This window comes from Mogibacterium diversum (genome assembly GCF_938028775.1).
Taxonomy (GTDB): domain Bacteria; phylum Bacillota; class Clostridia; order Peptostreptococcales; family Anaerovoracaceae; genus Mogibacterium; species Mogibacterium diversum_A.
The window spans coordinates 106,896-126,286 of record NZ_CALIZG010000018.1; the positions used below are offsets into that span (position 1 = coordinate 106,896).

19 protein-coding genes and 1 pseudogene are annotated in these 19,391 nt (G+C 40.2%); 17 read left to right on the forward strand and 3 right to left on the reverse strand.

All coding sequences use genetic code 11. The features are described from left to right. Window positions 1-2 precede the first annotated feature (2 nt). Window positions 3-932: a DUF975 family protein gene (locus Q7O90_RS04830; RefSeq protein WP_304128164.1), complete on the reverse strand. Its 930-nt coding sequence runs from the start codon at window positions 930-932 to the stop codon at window positions 3-5. 196 nt (window positions 933-1,128) lie between these two features. Beyond that, the gene (locus tag Q7O90_RS04835; protein ID WP_304128167.1) at window positions 1,129-2,439 is read right to left on the reverse strand and encodes a DUF1015 domain-containing protein; all 1,311 of its coding nucleotides are present in this window, start codon (window positions 2,437-2,439) and stop codon (window positions 1,129-1,131) included. A gap of 328 nt (window positions 2,440-2,767) precedes the next feature. Here Q7O90_RS04835 and Q7O90_RS04840 point away from each other — a divergent pair, with 328 nt between their 5' ends. From Q7O90_RS04840 to Q7O90_RS04915, 17 genes and pseudogenes are all read left to right on the forward strand, one after another. Further along, window positions 2,768-3,262, forward strand: coding sequence for a hypothetical protein (locus tag Q7O90_RS04840; protein WP_304128169.1), 495 nt, complete (start codon window positions 2,768-2,770; stop codon window positions 3,260-3,262). A 16-nt stretch (window positions 3,263-3,278) separates the two neighbouring features. After that, complete coding sequence (locus Q7O90_RS04845) at window positions 3,279-4,169, forward strand: NAD(P)-binding domain-containing protein (protein WP_304128171.1); 891 nt, start codon at window positions 3,279-3,281, stop codon at window positions 4,167-4,169. 1 nt (window position 4,170) lies between these two features. Then, on the forward strand, window positions 4,171-5,598 hold the full coding sequence (locus tag Q7O90_RS04850) for a four-carbon acid sugar kinase family protein (RefSeq protein WP_304128173.1): 1,428 nt from the start codon (window positions 4,171-4,173) through the stop codon (window positions 5,596-5,598). 10 nt (window positions 5,599-5,608) lie between these two features. After that, on the forward strand, window positions 5,609-6,913 hold the full coding sequence (locus tag Q7O90_RS04855; protein WP_304128175.1) for a four-carbon acid sugar kinase family protein: 1,305 nt from the start codon (window positions 5,609-5,611) through the stop codon (window positions 6,911-6,913). A 29-nt stretch (window positions 6,914-6,942) separates the two neighbouring features. Beyond that, the gene (pdxA, locus tag Q7O90_RS04860) at window positions 6,943-7,941 is read left to right on the forward strand and encodes a 4-hydroxythreonine-4-phosphate dehydrogenase PdxA (protein ID WP_304128177.1); all 999 of its coding nucleotides are present in this window, start codon (window positions 6,943-6,945) and stop codon (window positions 7,939-7,941) included. Window positions 7,942-7,968: 27 nt separating this feature from the next. Next, window positions 7,969-9,381: a GntP family permease gene (locus tag Q7O90_RS04865; protein ID WP_304128180.1), complete on the forward strand. Its 1,413-nt coding sequence runs from the start codon at window positions 7,969-7,971 to the stop codon at window positions 9,379-9,381. Between the two features lie 125 nt (window positions 9,382-9,506). Further along, window positions 9,507-10,346 (forward strand): class II fructose-bisphosphate aldolase, encoded by an 840-nt coding sequence (locus tag Q7O90_RS04870; RefSeq protein WP_304128181.1) that lies wholly within the window; start codon window positions 9,507-9,509, stop codon window positions 10,344-10,346. A 1-nt stretch (window position 10,347) separates the two neighbouring features. Continuing rightward, window positions 10,348-10,896 (forward strand): HD domain-containing protein, encoded by a 549-nt coding sequence (locus Q7O90_RS04875; RefSeq protein WP_304128185.1) that lies wholly within the window; start codon window positions 10,348-10,350, stop codon window positions 10,894-10,896. Continuing rightward, window positions 10,875-11,317, forward strand: a pseudogene (locus Q7O90_RS08255) (IS30 family transposase); the annotation flags it as partial. The gene Q7O90_RS04875 and the pseudogene Q7O90_RS08255, both read left to right, overlap by 22 nt. 246 nt (window positions 11,318-11,563) lie before the next feature. Next, a complete protein-coding gene (locus Q7O90_RS04880; protein WP_304128186.1) occupies window positions 11,564-11,725 on the forward strand; it encodes a hypothetical protein in 162 nt (53 codons plus the stop codon). 214 nt (window positions 11,726-11,939) lie between these two features. Beyond that, window positions 11,940-12,200: a SemiSWEET family transporter gene (locus tag Q7O90_RS04885; protein WP_294020003.1), complete on the forward strand. Its 261-nt coding sequence runs from the start codon at window positions 11,940-11,942 to the stop codon at window positions 12,198-12,200. Between the two features lie 146 nt (window positions 12,201-12,346). After that, complete coding sequence (locus tag Q7O90_RS04890; RefSeq protein ID WP_304128191.1) at window positions 12,347-13,375, forward strand: glycosyltransferase family 2 protein; 1,029 nt, start codon at window positions 12,347-12,349, stop codon at window positions 13,373-13,375. 103 nt (window positions 13,376-13,478) lie between these two features. Beyond that, window positions 13,479-13,718 carry a hypothetical protein gene (locus tag Q7O90_RS04895; RefSeq protein ID WP_304128194.1) on the forward strand — a complete coding sequence of 80 codons (240 nt, stop codon included), beginning with the start codon at window positions 13,479-13,481 and terminating at the stop codon, window positions 13,716-13,718. A 94-nt stretch (window positions 13,719-13,812) separates the two neighbouring features. Next, window positions 13,813-14,472, forward strand: a complete 660-nt coding sequence (locus Q7O90_RS04900) for a response regulator transcription factor (RefSeq protein ID WP_294208763.1) — start codon at window positions 13,813-13,815, stop codon at window positions 14,470-14,472. After that, a complete protein-coding gene (locus Q7O90_RS04905; RefSeq protein WP_304128201.1) occupies window positions 14,472-15,875 on the forward strand; it encodes a HAMP domain-containing sensor histidine kinase in 1,404 nt (467 codons plus the stop codon). Before Q7O90_RS04900 ends, Q7O90_RS04905 begins: the two co-directional genes overlap by 1 nt. A 53-nt stretch (window positions 15,876-15,928) precedes the next feature. Next, a complete protein-coding gene (locus Q7O90_RS04910; RefSeq protein WP_304128203.1) occupies window positions 15,929-16,690 on the forward strand; it encodes an alpha/beta fold hydrolase in 762 nt (253 codons plus the stop codon). A 1-nt stretch (window position 16,691) separates the two neighbouring features. Continuing rightward, window positions 16,692-18,263 (forward strand): Mur ligase family protein, encoded by a 1,572-nt coding sequence (locus tag Q7O90_RS04915; protein WP_304128205.1) that lies wholly within the window; start codon window positions 16,692-16,694, stop codon window positions 18,261-18,263. A gap of 22 nt (window positions 18,264-18,285) precedes the next feature. Here the strand turns inward: Q7O90_RS04915 and Q7O90_RS04920 are convergent. Then, window positions 18,286-19,391: MFS transporter (locus Q7O90_RS04920; protein ID WP_304128207.1), on the reverse strand; the 1,106-nt coding region annotated here is incomplete at its 5' end.

The following is a 19,391-nucleotide window of genomic DNA, read 5'->3' on the forward strand; positions in this document are numbered from 1 at the left end:
CGCTATTCGCCAGGTTTATATTCGATAGTATCCTCTTCAGATACGACACCATCTGACTTTGTTTCACTAGAATGTGAAGAAGTTGATGGGGTGCTGCTTGAAGCCTGCTCTCTTGTTGCTGCCGAATCATTTCTGCCAAATCCAGGTGCGTAGTATGACGGCTCTTCGTAGCCTGAAGGACCTGCGCCAGTTCCCTCAACTCCAAAGCTGTAGTCCTCGCCACTCTTTCCTGCTAATAGCCTATACAGCTCTGCGTCGCACGAGAGCTTGTATGGCCAAACCCAGAAAACTGGAAGTATTCCGTAGGTGAATATGCTAAGAATGTACCAACCTATAAAGGAAAGATCATATATAAATGTTTCCCATTTATTACCACGCATTAGCTGCTCAGAACGCATTAGCGCCTCGTTGGTATCGATATCAGGATTCTCTGCGAGTATGTATGGAACCAGTCTATAGGAGTAAGACTTTATTATGCCTGGAACGATAAATAAAAGCATCCACAGCAGTATCCATAAATTCATAAAGAACATGGTCTTTACAACATTAAGATAGTTGTACTTGAATCCATCGCCCAGGTGGAATCCTTCAGCCTCGCCGGATGAGTTGCGAAGGAAGAATGTCTGGACGCCAACATTTATTGGATTAATAACAAATATAGCAAAAGCAAATCCAACTGCAACAGCTATCAATATCACACCAATTGCGAGACCAGTAATCCACTGCAAAGTTGGGTCATCAGCAAGCGAGTAGCTAGCATTGTAAGAAAAGCTGCTGTTTGTCGTCGTTGTGGTAGTATTAAAACGGCGTGAAATAGTTACAGCACCTCCATTAAGTAGAAAATATACTAATGCTACTAGTACCGCATGCCAGTAATTAGCTCGGAATCTAAAGCTGCCCCGATGCTTTAATTCTCCTCTGTTAATATACATAGTAATCTCCTTATGTCTCAAAATCTTCAAGTAAATGGTTTAGTATAGGATAAAATGTAATAATTATAATGTCAAATTATCGCGAAAACTTTAAGAAAATATTAAAAGGCGAGCTAAGGTAGTGCTCGATATCCGATGCAGAACCGTAGCTCGCAAGAGTTGTGTAGTGAATATATATTATATTTTGTTCAATAGCTTATTTGCCAATATATCTACTTTCGATATAGTAGCGCTTCTCGTTAGCTTCTCCCATCGAGAAAGTCTTTCTTGGAAGAGCACCATCGGATGCAACTGCTGGGAAGAGCATGAACTTATCCATGGCTGGAAGTGCGAAACCTGCATTGCCAGCTTCAGCGGATAGAGATTCTAGAGCCTTTGTTCCGTGGATGTAGTCTATATCTACGGATTTTCTCTCCTTAACCATTACGTCTAGTGCATTCTGTAGCACTCCCACCTCTAGCTGAGCGGAAGGACCTTCAACGATGATAGTTCCTCTCTGTTCCCCAGCTAGGCAAGGAATAGCGAAGCCTCCCTCAGGAGCAGCAGTTCCCTCTGGAGCGATGTAAGCCTTTTCGTTTTGATCGTCTAGTAGAGCGACAGCTTCCTTAACTAGTTCTTCACCAGACTGCCCGTTCTTAGCGAAGATTACACGATGAATTGGCTCAAATACGATGCCCTCATCATGAATGTTTTCAATCTCACAGAGAGCGTATCTAGCCGGGTGGGTAGCAGCTTCCTCTGGTGAGAGATTCTTCTTGATGTTTTCCCAGTTAGTCTTAGCAGTAGCAAGTGAGTGATTTCCGTCTCCCATCGCCTGGAAGATGACATTGCCTTCTCCGTACTTCTCTACTGCCTTATCAAATAATTCAGATAGAGCATCCTTAGCACCATCAAGATCTTTCTCTTCGATGAAGCATCCGGTGATGTGCCCTCCTTCGAGCATTAGGTCTGTATCGTAAATCTGCTTCATAGGAGCATTTACCAATGGCTCAATTACACTCTTCTCTGGATCATCGATAAGAATCAAAATGTGTGGTAGCTCGATAGGAGCACCTTCTCTTATTCTTAGTCTTGGCGGGATTCTCTCTACTACAGTTCCCTCAGTTGCTCTTGTAAGGGATTTAGAGCCCTTGTTGAAATCATATGCTTCAAGATCAGTAGCTAATACAAGCCCAAGGCGAGTGCGTCCTTCAGCAGTTCTTTTAACAAGCATGCATCCTGGAGCAAGAGTTTCAAGTGTTCCGTCAGCCATGTACTTATCCATCGTCTCACGGATATCCTTGATTCTTTCAGCTTCACCTTCCTTATCTAGGAAAATCTCTGGTAGCATAAGTCGGAGTGTAGATGGTGCATCACCAACGATTTCTTCTACCTTTTCCCAGTATTCCGGTTCTGAAGTATACTGGTCACATGCAACTACAGCCCACTTGCTGTAATCAGTGCCAACCTTAGGTACCATTATTTCAGGGATGTGAAAACCAAATTTATCCCAATTGTACTTTGCCATTGCTTTAATACCTCCTATGGTCATTACAATCAAATTCTCTTGATAATTCTATTATTTATTATCAGAGGACAAATTGCAATAATTCAATTTTATTTATGTTCAAAAACAAAAATTTTATTTGAACTCAGTAAAACTAACACAGGTTATTCGATAGAATTTGCTATTGATATTTGTTATAATTGAATAGGGCTTTTAGAGATTATTAATATAGGGGAAATTTTCAATCTATTAAGTCAACGTAGCGCGTCACTATGAGCGGAGGGATTGTATCTGTTTCCGTTTATGGGTGAGTGCGTTTTTTATTGGGAATATATAATGGGATCAGAAAATGGATGATTTTAACATTTTAGATAATGATAACGTGAAGATAAAAACTAACTACGTTATAGCAGTTACTATGCTCGCTGTTGGAGTTCTGATGCTAGTGTCGATTAAGACGAATATGGCATATGTCTTTATCTCCGCTGGAATATTGCTATTATACGTAGCTACTGCTAAGAGGCATGACCGTAAAAAGGAACTGGATAAGGTAAGAGATATGAAGGCGTTCCGTGCTGAGCTACAAAGAGGTTTTAAGTTCTACGGTCTGGGGCTGATGATTACGGAAGAATACGCTATAGTCGTAAGACCTTCGCTAAAGATATATGCATTTGATGGGATGGCTAAGTTCGAGGTAGGTATTGCAGAAGGCAAAGAGAAGGCGTTGTTCTTGACTGATAATGTTGGAGGTAGACACAGAATCGCTAGAACTGTAACTGGTGATGGTAAACAGTCAGACTTCGATGACGCGTATAGAATAGTTAAAAGCAAATTTGCCAGATAATGAAAGGAAGAATGATATGAAAATCGGATTTATTGGTCTCGGGATTATGGGACGACCTATGGCAAAACACCTTGTAAATGCAGGCTATGACGTGATGGTTACTGATTTAAATCAGGAGCTCGTAAGTGAGCTGGTTGGCATGGGTGCAGGTACTGGTAGCTACAGCGAAATCGGCTCACAGTGTGACATCGTGATGATGATTCTGCCAAATGCAGATATCGTTAAGTCTGTAATCTTTGATGAAGGTGGAATCGCTAGTTCGATGAAGAAAGGAAGCATCATAATCGATCACAGCTCGGTAACACCTGTTGAATCAAACGAATGCTACTACGAGCTTAAGGAGATGGGAATCAGTTTCCTGGACGCACCAGTTTCTGGCGGAGAGCCGGGGGCAATAGCTGGCACTCTAGCGATAATGGTTGGGGGAGACCAGGAAGCATTTGATGTAGCTGAGAAATATATGGATGCATATGCTTCTTCTATGATTTTGACAGGGCCAAGTGGTAGCGGCAGTGTTACGAAGCTTGCCAATCAGATAATTGTAAACAACAACATCGCAATCGTATCTGAGGCACTCGTATTTGCATCGAAAGCTGGAGCTGATCCAGAGAAGGTATACAAGGCGATTCGCTCTGGACTTGCAGGCAGTGCCGTGCTGGATGCAAAAGCCCCTATGATGATTGATAGAAACTTCGTGCCTGGAGGAACTATAAAGGTCAACCATAAGGATATAACCAATGTAGTTAAGACAGCACATTCGATTGATGCACCGATTCCATACAGCGCGCAGCTATATGAGATAATGCAGACTCTCAAGGTTCACGGCCATCTAGGTGACGACCATGCGGGAATCGTTCAGTATTTTGAAGCTCTTGCAGACTGCAAGGTTGAGAAGAAGGAGAACTAAGATGTCAATCAGCGCTGACGTTCTAAGGTCATACAGATCAATAGATGAAAAAACAGTAGACGAGCTACTGGCTCAAGAGATTAAGAATAATAATAAAAAGATAGTTGTTCTCGACGATGACCCAACGGGTGTGCAGACCGTTCACGACATATCTGTATATACTGGATGGGATGCTGATAGCCTAAGGGAAGCTTTTGCAGAAGAGAACAACCTGTTCTATATACTCACCAATTCTAGAGGCTTTACTGAGGAACAGACGAAGGCAGCTCATCTTGAGATTGCTGATGCTGTTGATAGGGCGGCTAAGGAAGCATCAAGGGATTATATATTTATAAGCCGAAGCGACAGCACGCTGCGTGGTCATTATCCTCTAGAGACGAAGCTACTTAAGGAATGCTATGAACGAAATACAGGTGTGAAACTAGATGGTGAGATTTTGTGCCCATTCTTCAAAGAGGGTGGAAGATATACGATAGGGGATGTACATTATGTAAAGTATGGTGATGAGCTTGTTCCCGCGCATGAAACTGAATTCGCTAAGGATAAAACATTTGGATATACAGCAGAGAATCTTCCAGATTATGTTGAAGAGAAGACTGCAGGTGAATATAAGGCAAAGGACGTAATCAGCATTTCGCTTGAAGATATTCGCAGCATGGATTTTGACAAGATTGAGTCGCAGCTGATGTCAGCTGAGAATTTCAATAAAATAATCGTTAATGCTATTGATTACTCTGACATCAAGGTGTTTGCCGTTGCCCTGTTTAGGGCGATGAATGCTGGCAAGATGTTCATGTTTAGAACAGCTGCCGCACTTGTAAAAGTGATGGGTGGGGTGTCTGATATGCCGTTATTAACCCGTTCAGATATGATAGTTAATGAGACCGAAAATGGTGGCATCATTGTCGTTGGTTCTCACACAGCAAAGACAACCTCTCAGTTAGAGTGTCTCAAGGAAATTGCAGACATAGAGTTTATCGAACTCGATGCAAATCTCGTCAGGGACGAAGAAGGATTTGCTAATGAAGTAGACAGATGCTTAGCACTTGAAGGGGAATATATTGAGTCCGGGAAGACAGTTTGCTGTTATACTTCAAGATCACTAGTTGTCGCTAACACTGGCGATAAGGAAGATGAACTCAGACTTTCTGTTAGAATTTCCGATGCGGTACAGTCGCTAGTGGGAAGACTCGCAGTTACGCCTAGCTTCGTAGTTGCCAAAGGTGGAATAACTTCGAGCGATGTTGGTGTAAAGGCTTTAAAGGTTAAGAGAGCCACAGTTCTAGGGCAGATTAAACCTGGAATCCCAGTATGGCAAACCGGTAGCGAGAGCAAGTTCCCTGATACCCCATACGTTATCTTCCCTGGTAATGTCGGTGAGGCGACTACTCTAAGAGAAGCTGTAGAAGAGCTGATGAACAAGAGATAAGGAGACAAAAATGTCAGAATGCGTAGTAATTGCTGATGATCTTACAGGTGGTAATGCGACTGGAGTATTGCTTAAAAAGATGAAATACAAAGCGCATACCGTGATCAACCTAGCCGCAATAGAACCAACTCAGCTCGCTGAATGTGATTGTGTGATTTACCCTACTAACAGCAGGGGACTTACATCTGAAGTGGCATATGACAAGGTGTATGAGGCATGTGCAGCACTAGCTACAGAAGGAACGACCCTGTATTCACACAGAATAGATAGCACACTAAGAGGTAATCTTGGAAGTGAAACGGATGCGATGCTAGATTTTCTCGGAGAGGACTATATAGCGATTTGTGCACCGTGCTTCCCCGCTACTGGTCGTATTGTCTGCGGTGGGTATATGCTTGTAGATGGGGTACCACTACATAAAACCAATATCGCTATCGACCCAAAGACGCCTGTAAAAATATCTGAGGTAGCCGAGCTATTCCGTCAACAGAGCAAGTATGGAGTGGTTTCAGTTAGGCTAAAGGAGCTTATGCACGGCAAGCATTATCTTGCAGATATTATAAATTCAAATGTAGAGCAGGGGAACCGGATAATCTGTTTTGACTGTATAAGCCAAGAGGATCTCGATTTGATTGCAGATGCCTGTATAACCAGCAAGAAGAAGATAGTGGCAGTTGATCCAGGCGTGTTTACAACGACACTTGCCAGAAAGCTAATCGTGCCGAAGGATCAACAGGTGGACAGCAGAATACTTGCAGTTGTAGGAAGTGTAAATCCAAATGCCAAGGTTCAGATGGAAAACTTATGGCTTGCTCAGCGTACGCATAGAGTCATGGTCGTTACCAAAAGGTTGCTCGAAAGCGAGGCTGCTCGAAAGCACGAGATTGAAAGAGTAATCAAAGAAGTCCTTATCGGCTGTAACAAGAGGCAGGTGACGACTGTAGTTGGGGACGGCATTTATCCCGAAAATCGCATAGATTTTAGACCCTATATGGATTTGCTTCAGTGCTCGATGGATGAAGTGTCTTGCATAATAAATGATTCTTTTGCAGAAATCGCTTATGAGGTGTTTAAGAAAGAGCCATCTTTTAGAGCCATGTATACAAGTGGAGGAGATATTACAGTTTCTGTCTGTGATAGGTTCAATACTGCGGGTCTTAGACTACGTGATGAAGTTCTGCCTCTTGCCGCTTATGGTAAATTCCTCGGTGGAGAATTCGACGGGGTTCACCTGATTACGAAGGGTGGAAGTCAAGGCGGACCTGACGCAATCAACTTATGTATAACGTATCTTAAGGAGAAGCTGTACATTTAAAAATAATATCTAAGAAAGGAAATATGTATATGGAAAAGCCAATTATTGCGGTTACGATGGGTGATCCAGCTGGAATCGGTCCAGAGATTGTTGCAAAGTCCATCGCTGACAAAGCAACATTTGATGTAGCTAGATGCATCGTAATTGGAGACAAGAAGGTCATGGAAAAGGCCATTGAAATCGTTGGGGCTGACCTCAAGGTTAATGTAGTTGAGAGTCCTGCAGATGGAGATTATTCTTACGGCGTTCTCAACATGATTGACCTAGATAATATAGATATGAGCAGGTTCGAATATGGCAAGATAAATGCTATGTGCGGACAGGCTGCATTTGACTACATCAAGAAAAGTATCGAGATTACTATGGATAAGCAGGCTGATGCGGTTGCAACGACTCCTATTAATAAGGAATCGCTACATGCTGCAGAAGTTGACTTTATTGGGCATACGGAGATATTTGGTGCCTTAACGGGCACAGCGGATCCGCTTACAATGTTCGAGACAAACGGGTTAAGGGTGTTCTTCCTCACAAGACATAAGTCTCTAAGAGACATGCTCGATGATATCAAGAAGGATAGAATTATAGATTATGTAGAGAGATGTACAGATGCACTGAGAAGGCTCGGTGTTAAGGAGGGTACGATGGCTGTTGCAGGTCTTAACCCTCATTCTGGTGAGCACGGGCTCTTCGGATGGGAAGAGGTCAAGGAAATTGCTCCAGCTGTTGAGGAATTAAAGGAGAGCGGATTTAATGTTGCAGGACCGGTTCCTGCTGATTCTGTATTCCATCAAGCAGCGCAGGGGAGATTTAACAGCGTCCTATCCCTATATCATGATCAGGGGCATATCGCTACTAAAACACTGGACTTTGACAGAACGATTTCTATCACTAACGGAATGCCAATTCTACGTACATCCGTAGACCATGGTACGGCATTCGATATTGCTGGCAAAGGCATTGCAGGTGCTGTCAGCATGGAAGAGGCTATTAGATTGGCTGCAAAATACGCACCATTCTTTAAGCAGTAATATATTATTTTCTTAAGGAGGACTATTATGATTAATGGCCTAGACGGGCAGAGGATGCTGATTGCACTTCTAATCGGTATTGCAATACTTATTATCCTCGTGCTTAAAACCAAGGTGCAGGCTTTCTTGGCACTTATTGTCACCACAGTTATCGTCGGAATAATCGGAGGGATGCCTCTAGCTACCGAGATGATTAAAGTCGATGGCGTCGAGAAGCCGTTTGGTATTGTAAATTCCATCACAACTGGATTCGGAGGTACCCTAGGTAACATCGGAATCATCATCGGGTTTGGAGTTATGATGGGAGAGATTTTCGAAGTCTCTGGAGCAGCGAAGCGAATGGCTTATTCGTTCCTAAGACTGTTTGGAAAGGGAAGAGAAGAGGAGGCGCTTGCGCTAACTGGATTTTTCGTATCGATTCCAATTTTCTGCGACTCAGGATTCATCGTACTTGCACCTATCGCAAAGGCTCTATCAGAGTCAACTAAAAAGTCTGTAATTGGACTAGGAGTTGCTCTAGCATCTGGACTTGTAATAACTCACTCGCTTGTACCACCTACACCAGGGCCTCTTGGTGTTGCAGGTATCTTCGGTATAGATGTCGGTAAGTTCATACTATTGACATTGGTTCTTGCGGTTCCAATGACATTTGCTTGTATCGCATACTCTCGAAAAGTTCTATCGAAGAAGTTCTATAGGCTAGTTAAGGAAGACGGAGTTATAGAAAAGGCTGAATATCAGGAGCCAGACTATGAGGCGGCATTTAACATGGATATGTCCGGTGTTCCTGGAACATTTGAATCATTTGCTCCACTGCTTCTACCTATCGTGCTCATACTTATCAACACAGTTGCGACTGCTATGGGCAAGACAGATGGTATAATGAAGGTCCTTATCTTCCTTGGACAGCCAATCGTTGCGGTTGGACTGGGCCTAATCGTTGCTATATTTACGCTAGGCAGACCTTTCAGCAGAGAGGAGCTTCTAGCTGCTATGGAGAGAGGTATGGCAAGTGCTGGTATTATCATGCTGGTAACTGGCGGTGGTGGTGCACTCGGTCAGATTATTAAGGATTCTGGACTTGGTACTTACATGGCTGATGGACTTGCAAAGGCTGCAGTTCCTATGATTATCCTACCACTAGTTATATCGACGGCAATGCGTTTCATTCAGGGATCTGGTACTGTTGCCATGACGACAGCTGCGAGCATTTCTGCACCAATCCTACTAGCGGCAGGTGTTAACCCAATGCTCGGAGCAATCGCATGCTGCGTAGGATCGTTATTCTTCGGATACTTCAACGACAGCTATTTCTGGGTAGTTAACAGGACACTCGGAGTTTCAGAGGCCAAGGAGCAGCTTCAGGTTTGGTCAATAACATCGACAATTGCATGGGCAGTTGGTGTTGTTGAAGTAATCGCACTCAGCTTCTTTATGTAATTCATTGCATATAATGGGATGAGGATATACAATAGAATAAGTAAATCACAGGCACCGTATCATTCGGTGCCTGTGTTATTTAGTCTAGATGAAGCTGTTTCGAAACGGATAAAGGGGTATAAGATATGAGTTTAGTGACTATGGACATGCTTGTTAAGCGTGCATGGGCAGATGGAAGCTGTATTCCTGCATTTAATGTAGGCAGCCTAGAGATGATTCGTGGTGCAATTAGAGCGGCAGAGGAACTTGATAAGCCGATAATCATACAGATTGCCGAAAGGCTACTTAAGTATTCTCCGCTCGAGTACATAGGACCAGCGATGGTGAATGCAGCTAAGGCGGCCAAAGTTGATGTGGCCGTTAATATGGATCACAGCAGCAGTTTTGATGTGATAGAGAAGGCACTAGAACTTGGGTTTACGTCGGTAATGTACGACGGTTCGACTGATCCATATGAAGATAATATAATTGGAACCCGTAGGGCATATGAACTCGCAAGTAAGTATGGTGCGTCAGTTGAAGGTGAGCTCGGACTAGTTGGAGGCAGCGAGGATGGTCTAAGTGACCACGGTATTAAGTGTACAAATCCTGATTTGGCACATGATTTCTGTGAGAAGACTGGTGTTTCTGCGCTTGCTATTGCAATTGGCAATGCTCACGGTGATTACCCTGTGGCTCCAGAACTTGCATTTGATATACTCGAAGAGATAAATCATAAGGCTGGGAAACCACTGGTGCTTCACGGTGGTTCAGGTCTTACAGATGATGATTTTAGGAAGGCCGTATCACTAGGGATTGCCAAGATTAATATTGGGACCGCTAGCTTTAAAAATGTTACAGGATTCGCAGCTAACTACCTTGCAAGCGAAGGAAAGCATGACTACTTCGGCCTAAATACTGCGATGACACAAGGAATGTATGAGAATGCACTTAGACATATCAAAGTGTTTACAGGGATTGAATAATATGTATATTGATAGGGAAAAACAGCAGGAATTATTTGCAAAATATAATACACCAGAACATGTACAGCGCCACTGTGACGAGGTGGCAAGGGTTTCTGTGCTTATTGCTGAAGAGCTTAATGAGCGTGGATTTGAGCTTAATATAGAAGAGCTGCGAGGAGCAGCGCTTGTGCATGATGTTCTTAGAACAGAGAAGGAGCATGATAGGCTGGGTGCTGAAGTTTTGATTAATATGGAGCTTCCTCATGAAGCGGAGCTTGTAAGGCGTCATATGACTTATCATCCGTTTAATCATGCTGATAGATTTGAGGAAATAGATGTACTTTGCTTAGCAGATCGCCTGGTGAAGGAGGACTGTTACGTTGGTCTTGATGAACGGATGCAGTACTTGATAGATAAGCCGGGCAAGACACCGGAGCGCACAGAGAGAATCCTAAAGGCAAAGGCTCATACACAAGATATCATTGATGAATTAGAGGGTGTTCTAGGAATGACACTAGATCAACTTTGCGGTAAAGAGCGTAGTATGGAACTGATTCACCAAGTGTAGCTCATACTAAATATTTAGAACCACGCAGCAATTGCAAACCCAAACTTAAGCTCTCTAATCCTAAAATATTCAAATATGTTAGAGATAAGTTTCTGGAATTAAAATGGTCACCTGAACAAATATGCGGTCGGTTAAAATTGGAGAAATCAGATCTGTATGTCAGTTATACGATAATATATCGTGTTATATATTCAGGAATATTTGATACTGACAAAGAGCGTTCTTCGAATGGTAATCGTGTGCTATCCGCAAACTTCGTCATCTGTAAAAGATACCATGATTTCCTGTCTTACGGAGCAACCTTGTGTCAAAAGAATATATACAAAACAAAGTGGATGAAATGAACAAGCGCCCACGAAAATGCCTTGGGTTCAAAACACCCTATGAAGTCTATTATTCAACTGTGTTGCACTTAGCTTGACAATTCAAGAATAAAAAATAAAGTGGAAGTAAGTTATTCAGAAATAGTGCTATCAAGGATTGATAATCTAAGATGGTACTATTTTTAAGTGAAAATGATTTTATTTTAGTTAGAGTGAAGGTGAAGTTACAGAAAAATGAGCGCATGAAAGGTGGGCAAAATCTACTGTTCAAAAAATTTGTAAGAGTTGATTCTACTTCGTTGATGGCTAAAAGTTGAATGCCTATCCTTCGTGTATGATTGATTATGAAACTTCTGAGTTATCTTCTTATAGTCGTTCTGTGCATCAAAGGCGGAGTATCGATATTTGTCATAACGACAAGAGCGATAGTTTCTACATCCGTTACAAGATCCTGGCGACTTGTGTCTGCGAGCACATTTGAAAGGGACATAATCGATACAATCTAGAGTACAGTAGTGTTCATGTTTACAGCGTTTGTAGTTAGCACACTCTAGAGGCAGATTAAATTTATATGTAAGGACACGATGTAATTTGATTTATTTTCCTACAGTAGATTTGTCTTTACCAAGGGTAGTAGCGATGACAAATGACCGCATATCATTTGACATTATTTAGGATTTCCTTTACAATAGGACACATTGTCGAAAGGAGTTAAATGATATGAAAAAGAAAATCAATACGATTGTAGGATCAATTGGAGCATTTGTTGGAATCTTCGTTTTCATCACTTATATCCCACAGATTATTGCAAACTTGAATGGTATAAAGGGACAACCACACCAACCACTTACAGCAGCTGTTTCATGCTTGATTTGGGTTATTTATGGTTGGACTAAGGAACCAAAGAAAGACTATATCTTAATTATCCCAAATGCATTTGGAGTTGTGTTAGGATTCTTAACATTCATTACAGCTCTATAATATGCATTATCCAGCGTATAAATTTTATACAACGTTATAGGACGACATCGGTGATTGATGTCGTTTTTTAATGATCATGTGAAATAGGGTGGTAGCCGAATTATTTTTTTCATATTACAATAGTACCGATAGAATAGGTGGTAATTATGAAGATATTGAGTATTGCCGTACCATGTTATAACTCACAGGATTATATGGAACACTGTGTAGAGACATTATTAACTGGTGGTGAAAAAGTTGAAATTATTATCGTAAATGATGGTTCAAAGGATGATACAGCTGCTATCGCTGATCGCCTTGCGGAACAATATCCGACGATTGTCAAAGCCGTACACCAAGAAAATGGTGGACATGGTGAAGCTGTAAATACAGGTATTAAGAATGCGACTGGTGTATTCTTCAAGGTTGTAGATAGTGATGACTGGGTTGGTGAAGAAGCACTTGCGACTTTACTTGAAAAGCTAGAAATGTTTAGTAATAGTGGTGAAGATGCTGTTAATGTTCCTGACTTAGTATTATGTAACTATATCTATGACAAGGTAGGTGTTAAGCATAAGAAGGTAATTAACTATAAGGGTTACTTACCACTCAATCGTACATTTACTTGGCAGGATGTAAAGAAGATGCCTCCAGGTAAGTATATGACCATGCATGCGTGCGTATATCGTACAGAAGTATTGCGTGAAAGTCAGTTGGTATTACCTAAGCATACATTCTATGTAGATAATATCTATGTATTCAAGCCTTTGCCATTTGTAAAAAAGCTCTATTACTTAGATATTAATCTATACCATTACTTTATTGGTCGTGATGATCAATCTGTAAATGAAAAGGTAATGATTAAGAGACTCGACCAACAGTTACGTGTAAACAAGATTATGATTGATACGTTAAGTGCTTATGATAAGTCTATTCCTAACTGCACGGAGTATATGTATTCTTACTTAGAGATTATCTCTGCAATTACTTCAGTGCTTGCGACATTATCTGGAACACCAGAACATCTAGCAATGAAGGAAGATTTATGGAAGTACATGCAGGAAACAGATGAAGAAATTTATCGGAAGGTGCGTTATTCCTTTGTTGGTAGAGCTGTTAACTTACCTGGTAAGTTTGGCCAAAGTGCATTACTTGCGATTTATAAGCTTGCTCAAAAACTATATGGATTTAACTAAGCGGATTATTTCCGCTTTTTTGAAAGCAGTAAACGTGCATCATAGTGAAATTAGAGTATAATAAACCACAGTTTTATTTGAATTAGATAGGAGTGTGATAAAGATGGATAAGACAGCAAAAATGATTATTGAACTAGTACCTGATGAGGTAATGCATAAGATTCCATTCTTTATAAGAGGACATGCCACAAAGGATACGGTGGCTAAGATTGCGAAGGAACATCCAGAGCTATATGCCCAAGCACAACAATGTGATGTATTAGAGGGTGAACTAAAGGAACAACTCAGCAAAATTATCAACGATATCTTCGACCAGAAGATGAGAAAACATGGATATAAATAAAAAAGGGGTAATCCCTTTTTTGCGTTGATAGGGTACAATAGTGGCAGAGATACATTAACAAACCAACCTGTGATAAAATAAAGGCGGTGATAATATGAAAAAAGTAATCGCAATCGTTGAAGACGAAAAAGATTTAAATGAATTAGTAAAAAGATATTTAGAAAAAGAAGAATACGAAGTACGTTCTTATTTAGATTTTGATGAGGCTTACTCTCATACATCTGATGAAGATATACATCTATGGATTCTTGACATTATGTTAGGCGATAAGAGTGGATTTGATCTTATTGAAGCAATCCGTTCATATCGTTCTGAAGTGCCTGTTATCTTTATGTCTGCACGTGATAAGGAATTTGACCGTATCATTGGACTTGAAAAGGGTAGTGATGACTATATCACAAAGCCATTCTCACCAAAGGAACTTGTATTACGTGTCAACAACCTGATTCGTCGTATTTATAAAGATGAAGCAGAACATATCAAGGTCGATGGCTATGAGATTGATGAAGCACAGAGAATTGTCATCGAAGATGATAAGCAGATTGATTTAACAACCAAAGAGTTTGAACTCTTGATGATGTTCGTAAATAATCGTGGTACTGCTTTCCCTCGTGAACAGATTCTATCTCAAGTTTGGGAAGAAAATTACTTTGGTAGCGACCGTGTCGTAGATGATACGTTACGTAGACTTAGAAAGAAAATGCCGAATTTAAGTATTCATACGATTTATGGATTCGGTTATAGGCTCGGATAATGAAGCGCATACGAATGTGGTTGCGTGAGTTAAGTTTGTCGCAACAGTTACTCAGTATGATCTTCCTTTTCATCATGATTTTTGCGATGTTCGTGATTATCTTTCTTTCGCCATCGATTGAACGATTTACCGAAGCGGAAATGTATAATCGCTTGCATAGTGCACAAGAAAGCTTAATTTTATATGCGGATCAAAATCCAGGACAGTCTTTAGACTTCGTACAGACAGATGGTGCAATCAGTGCATACTTGTTTGATCATGAGAAGAATACTTTCACTGTGATTTATGGAAGTAAGATGGATCAGACTTTAAAGGAAAGACTGAAGACAAATGCGAATGTTCCTTATTCGGGTACACTGGATTCTTTTTATACGCCAGAAGATCAATTAGATGGAACAAACACCCCTGTAGATAATACTGTTTTATATTCCAAGACATTATTAAATGATGGTCGTGAACTGGTTACTGTTATGTCTAACGCTGCCCAACAGCGCTTACGTGATAGTTTAATCAATGGTGTTGTGCTGTTGAACGTTAGTTTTGTAATCGGCTTTATGGTGATGTTGTTAATATGGGTAACGACTTTAATCTTACCGTTATCACAAATCAAGTATTATATTGCGAAAATTAAGAATGAAGAAGATGCAGAACTCGCTGTAAAACGTAATGATGAGATTGGCGAAGTTGCGGATGCACTTCGTGATATGAATGCCCAACTTAAGAAACAAAATCGTGAGAAAGAAGAAATGATTCAAAATATTTCTCATGACTTAAAGACACCAATTGCGACGATTAAGTCATATGGAGAATCGATTAAAGATGGTATCTATCCATATGAAACATTGGAGAAGTCTGTTGATGTCATCATTGAACATGCTAGCCGTTTAGAAAAGAAGGTTAAGAGTCTCATCATCCTCAATAAGATGGACTATCTAAAGGATACTGTTGAGGAAGGTAATCATCTCAATATGAATAAAATTATTGATAAAGCACTGTTATCTCTCAAGGTTGTTCGACCAGAGATTAGCTTTATCTGTGAACTGGATGAAGAGGTTTACTTCCATGGTGAAGAAGAGCCATGGCGTATTGTTGTGGAGAACTTGATCGATAATGCATTACGTTATTCTAAGAGTTATATCAAGGTGACATTACAAGAAAATGAGTTATGTGTAATCAATGATGGTAAGAATATTTCAAAAGACCGCTTGAGTACATTGTTCCATCGCTATGAAAAGGGAACAGATGGACAATTTGGTTTAGGTCTATCCATTGTTCACCGTGTAGTAACAACGTATGGATACCGTGTAGCAGCGGAAAATCTTACGGAAGGTGTATGCTTTAGAATTTGGCATGATGCTAAGACACAAAAACCAAAGAAAACAAATGAAAATACTCCTGCATAAACGTGTATTAATGGGTGAAAATTTCATCAATATCGATTAAAATATAAAGACATATGAAAAAAATAGAACAGATTTACGGTGTAAAAACAGCATATATCACAGAAGGCGAAGGACCAGATATGATTCTTTTGCACGGATGGGGTCAGAATAAGGAAATGATGCAGGCGATTTTTGATCACTACAAAGATCGCTATCGTGTTTTTGCGATTGATTTTCCTGGCTTTGGTGAAAGTGATAATCCACCAGTTGCTTGGGGTGTTCCTGATTATGAGGCATTCCTGGAAGACTTTATCGCAGTGAATCAAATTCAAAATCCTATTCTTGTTGGGCATTCCTTTGGTTGTCGTGTAGCGATTCGCTATGGTGCAAAGAACCCAGAGAATGTTAAAAAGATGTGTTTAACAGGTGCTGCGGGTATACGTCCAAAGCAATCCCTTGAAAGTAAGATTCGTGTCAAGTTGTTTAAAGCTGGTAAGTGGCTTTTAAAAGTGACTGGTCAAACTAAGAAATTAGAAGAACTTCAAAAGAATGCTGGATCAGAGGATTATCGTAATGCGCAGGGTATTATGAGACCTACATTTGTAAAGGTAGTGAATGATGATGTAACAGAGTTATTACCTTTGGTAAAATGTCCTGTATTACTTGTGTGGGGTGATTTAGATACAGCTGCACCACTATGGATGGGACAGCAGATGGAGAAGATGATGCCTGATGCAGGTCTTGCGATATTTGCAGGTGATGACCACTGGGCATATTGGCACCAAGCAGACCGTTTTAATCGCGTTCTAGATATATTCTTAAAGGAGACGGCTTAGTATGGAAAGATGGATACTTGCAGTTGTAACACTAGTTGCAATGTTGATACCAACAAAACATGCATTACATATGTTCCAGCAGAATCGCTATGAACTAGGTAGATATAGTAAGTGGCTTGCTGGAAATAAAAAGATGATACAGGGAATGTTGGTTACAACACTTTGCTATATCGTTGTTGCAGGATTATTAACATACTTTGCTGGATTTACAATCTTTGCATGGGTATGGGTAGGACTACTACTTGTATTTACAGGTATTAACTTTACGAGAGAGAAAAACAAGAAATATATTAAGCCACTTGTATATACTGGTCGTGTAAAGCGTCAAATCGCTGTGATGGCTTTATTAGAGATTGGTCTTGTATTCCTCAACTTTAAATTATTACCTAAGTATGCATGCATATCAACACTTGTAATTATTCTACCTTGGATTTTAATCTTCCTGGTCGGATGTATTACATCTCCAATTGAAGCACTCGTAAAACAATGGTTCATTGGTCAAGCAAAGAAGATTCTTCGTGAAGATAAAGATCTGATTAAGATTGGTATCACTGGTAGCTATGGCAAGACATCTACTAAAAATGTCATGCAGGCAATGATTGGTGAGCAGTTTAATACATTAATGACACCTGCGTCATACAATACACCAATGGGTATTACAATTACGATTCGTACTTTATTAAAGCCTATTCATCAAGTATTTGTATGTGAGATGGGTGCTGATCATGTTGGTGAAATTACTTCTCTAATGAAGTTTGTACAACCATCTATTGGTGTTGTAACATCAATTGGTCCACAACACTTAACAACCTTTGGTTCACAAGAGAACATTATCAAAGAGAAAATGCAGATGATGGAACTATTACCAAAGGATGGACTCGGAGTTCTTAACTATGATAACGATTTTATCCGTAACTATCATTTAAAGAATCCTGTTAAGACAGTGAGTTATGGTGTAAAGAGTAGAGACGTTGATTATTACGCAGATGATATTACTTACACGCGTATGGGTTCTTCTTTCACGGTTATTCATCGTGATGAACATGTACGTATCGAAACAAAGCTTCTAGGAGAGTTAAATATCCTGAATATTCTATCCGCTATCTGTGTCGCAAGACACCTCAATGTACCATGGCCAACAATCCAGCGTGCAGCGAAGAATATGAAGCAGGTTGAACATCGCTTAGAACTTAAGACAATTAATGGTTATCACTTTATTGATGATGCGTTTAACTCAAATCCAGTTGGTTCTGCAATGGCTCTAGAAGTACTTGCGATGATGCCAAATACGCGTTATGTTGTAACACCTGGAATGATTGATCTTGGCACTATTCAAAATGAAGCGAATAAAGAATTCGGACGTAAGATGAAGGGAAAGGCTGATGAGGTAATCCTTGTTGGCGAAATCCAAACAAAGCCAATCTACGAAGGTTTACAAGAAGTTGGATTTGATATGCAACGTGTTATTGTTGTTAAAACAGTGAAAGAAGCTTTTGACCATATTTATCGACATGCATTACCTTCCGATACAATCCTATTGGAAAATGATTTACCTGACGCATTTAGTCACTAAAAAAGTCCACATCAGTGGACTTTTATTTCGCTTTAATTGTTTTAATAAAGAAGAAGATACCTAATACGAAGAAGATTGCGATACTTCCTACACCAGCACTGATAGAACCTGTTACCTGTGATACAAGTGAGACAGATGCTGTACCTAGGAAGGCTGCACCTTTACCACAGATATCCATCAAACCAAAGTATTCACCAGACTGTTCTGCTGGGATAATCTTTGTAAAGTAGGAGCGTGATAAAGCTTGAATACCACCTTGGAATAATCCTACACATACCGCAAGAATCCAGAATTCAACTTGTGTATCTAAGAAGATTGCAAAGATTGCGATACCAAGATATGCAAAGATACAGATTAGAATGAGACGTGTTGTATCGAACTTCTGTGCAAGACGTCCAAATGTAAGAGCAGCAGGGAAGGCAACAACCTGTGTCAGTAATAATGCAAGTAATAAACTTGTGCTATCTAGTCCTAAGGCTGTTCCATATGCAGTTGCAAGATCGATGATTGTATAAACACCATCAATATAGAAGAAGAATGAAATTAAGAACAAGAATATCTTCTTATGCTTTGTTGCATTCTTAAGCGTATTTCCTAAACGTTTAAAACTTTCTGCAATAGCGTTCTTTGTATTTTCAATATAATGTGTTTGTTTATATGTCTTTAATAAAGGTAATGAGAATACAAACCACCAAATTGCTGTGATCGTAAAGGCAATTGTCATTGCTAGACTTCCGGAGATACCAATATTTTTACCACCAAGAATTACAGCAAGTGATAATACAAATGGAATACAAGAACCAATATATCCCCATGCATATCCTAGAGAGGATACGCTATCGAGGCGCTCTTCAGTGGTGATATCTCCTAACATAGAATCATAGAAGATAATACTAGAAGAGTATACTGCCTTAGCGATAATGAAGAATATTAGAAACATTAACCAATGTGAGATAAATCCCATCATAAAGCAAAGAATTGATCCAACTAGTACAGAAATAAAGAAGATAGGTTTCTTAAATCCCTTGAAGTCTGTGATTGTACCAACAACCGGTCCTAGGAAGGCAACACATAGTGTTGCGGCTGATGCGGCATATCCCCAATATGCTAGATAGCTAACGGATGATA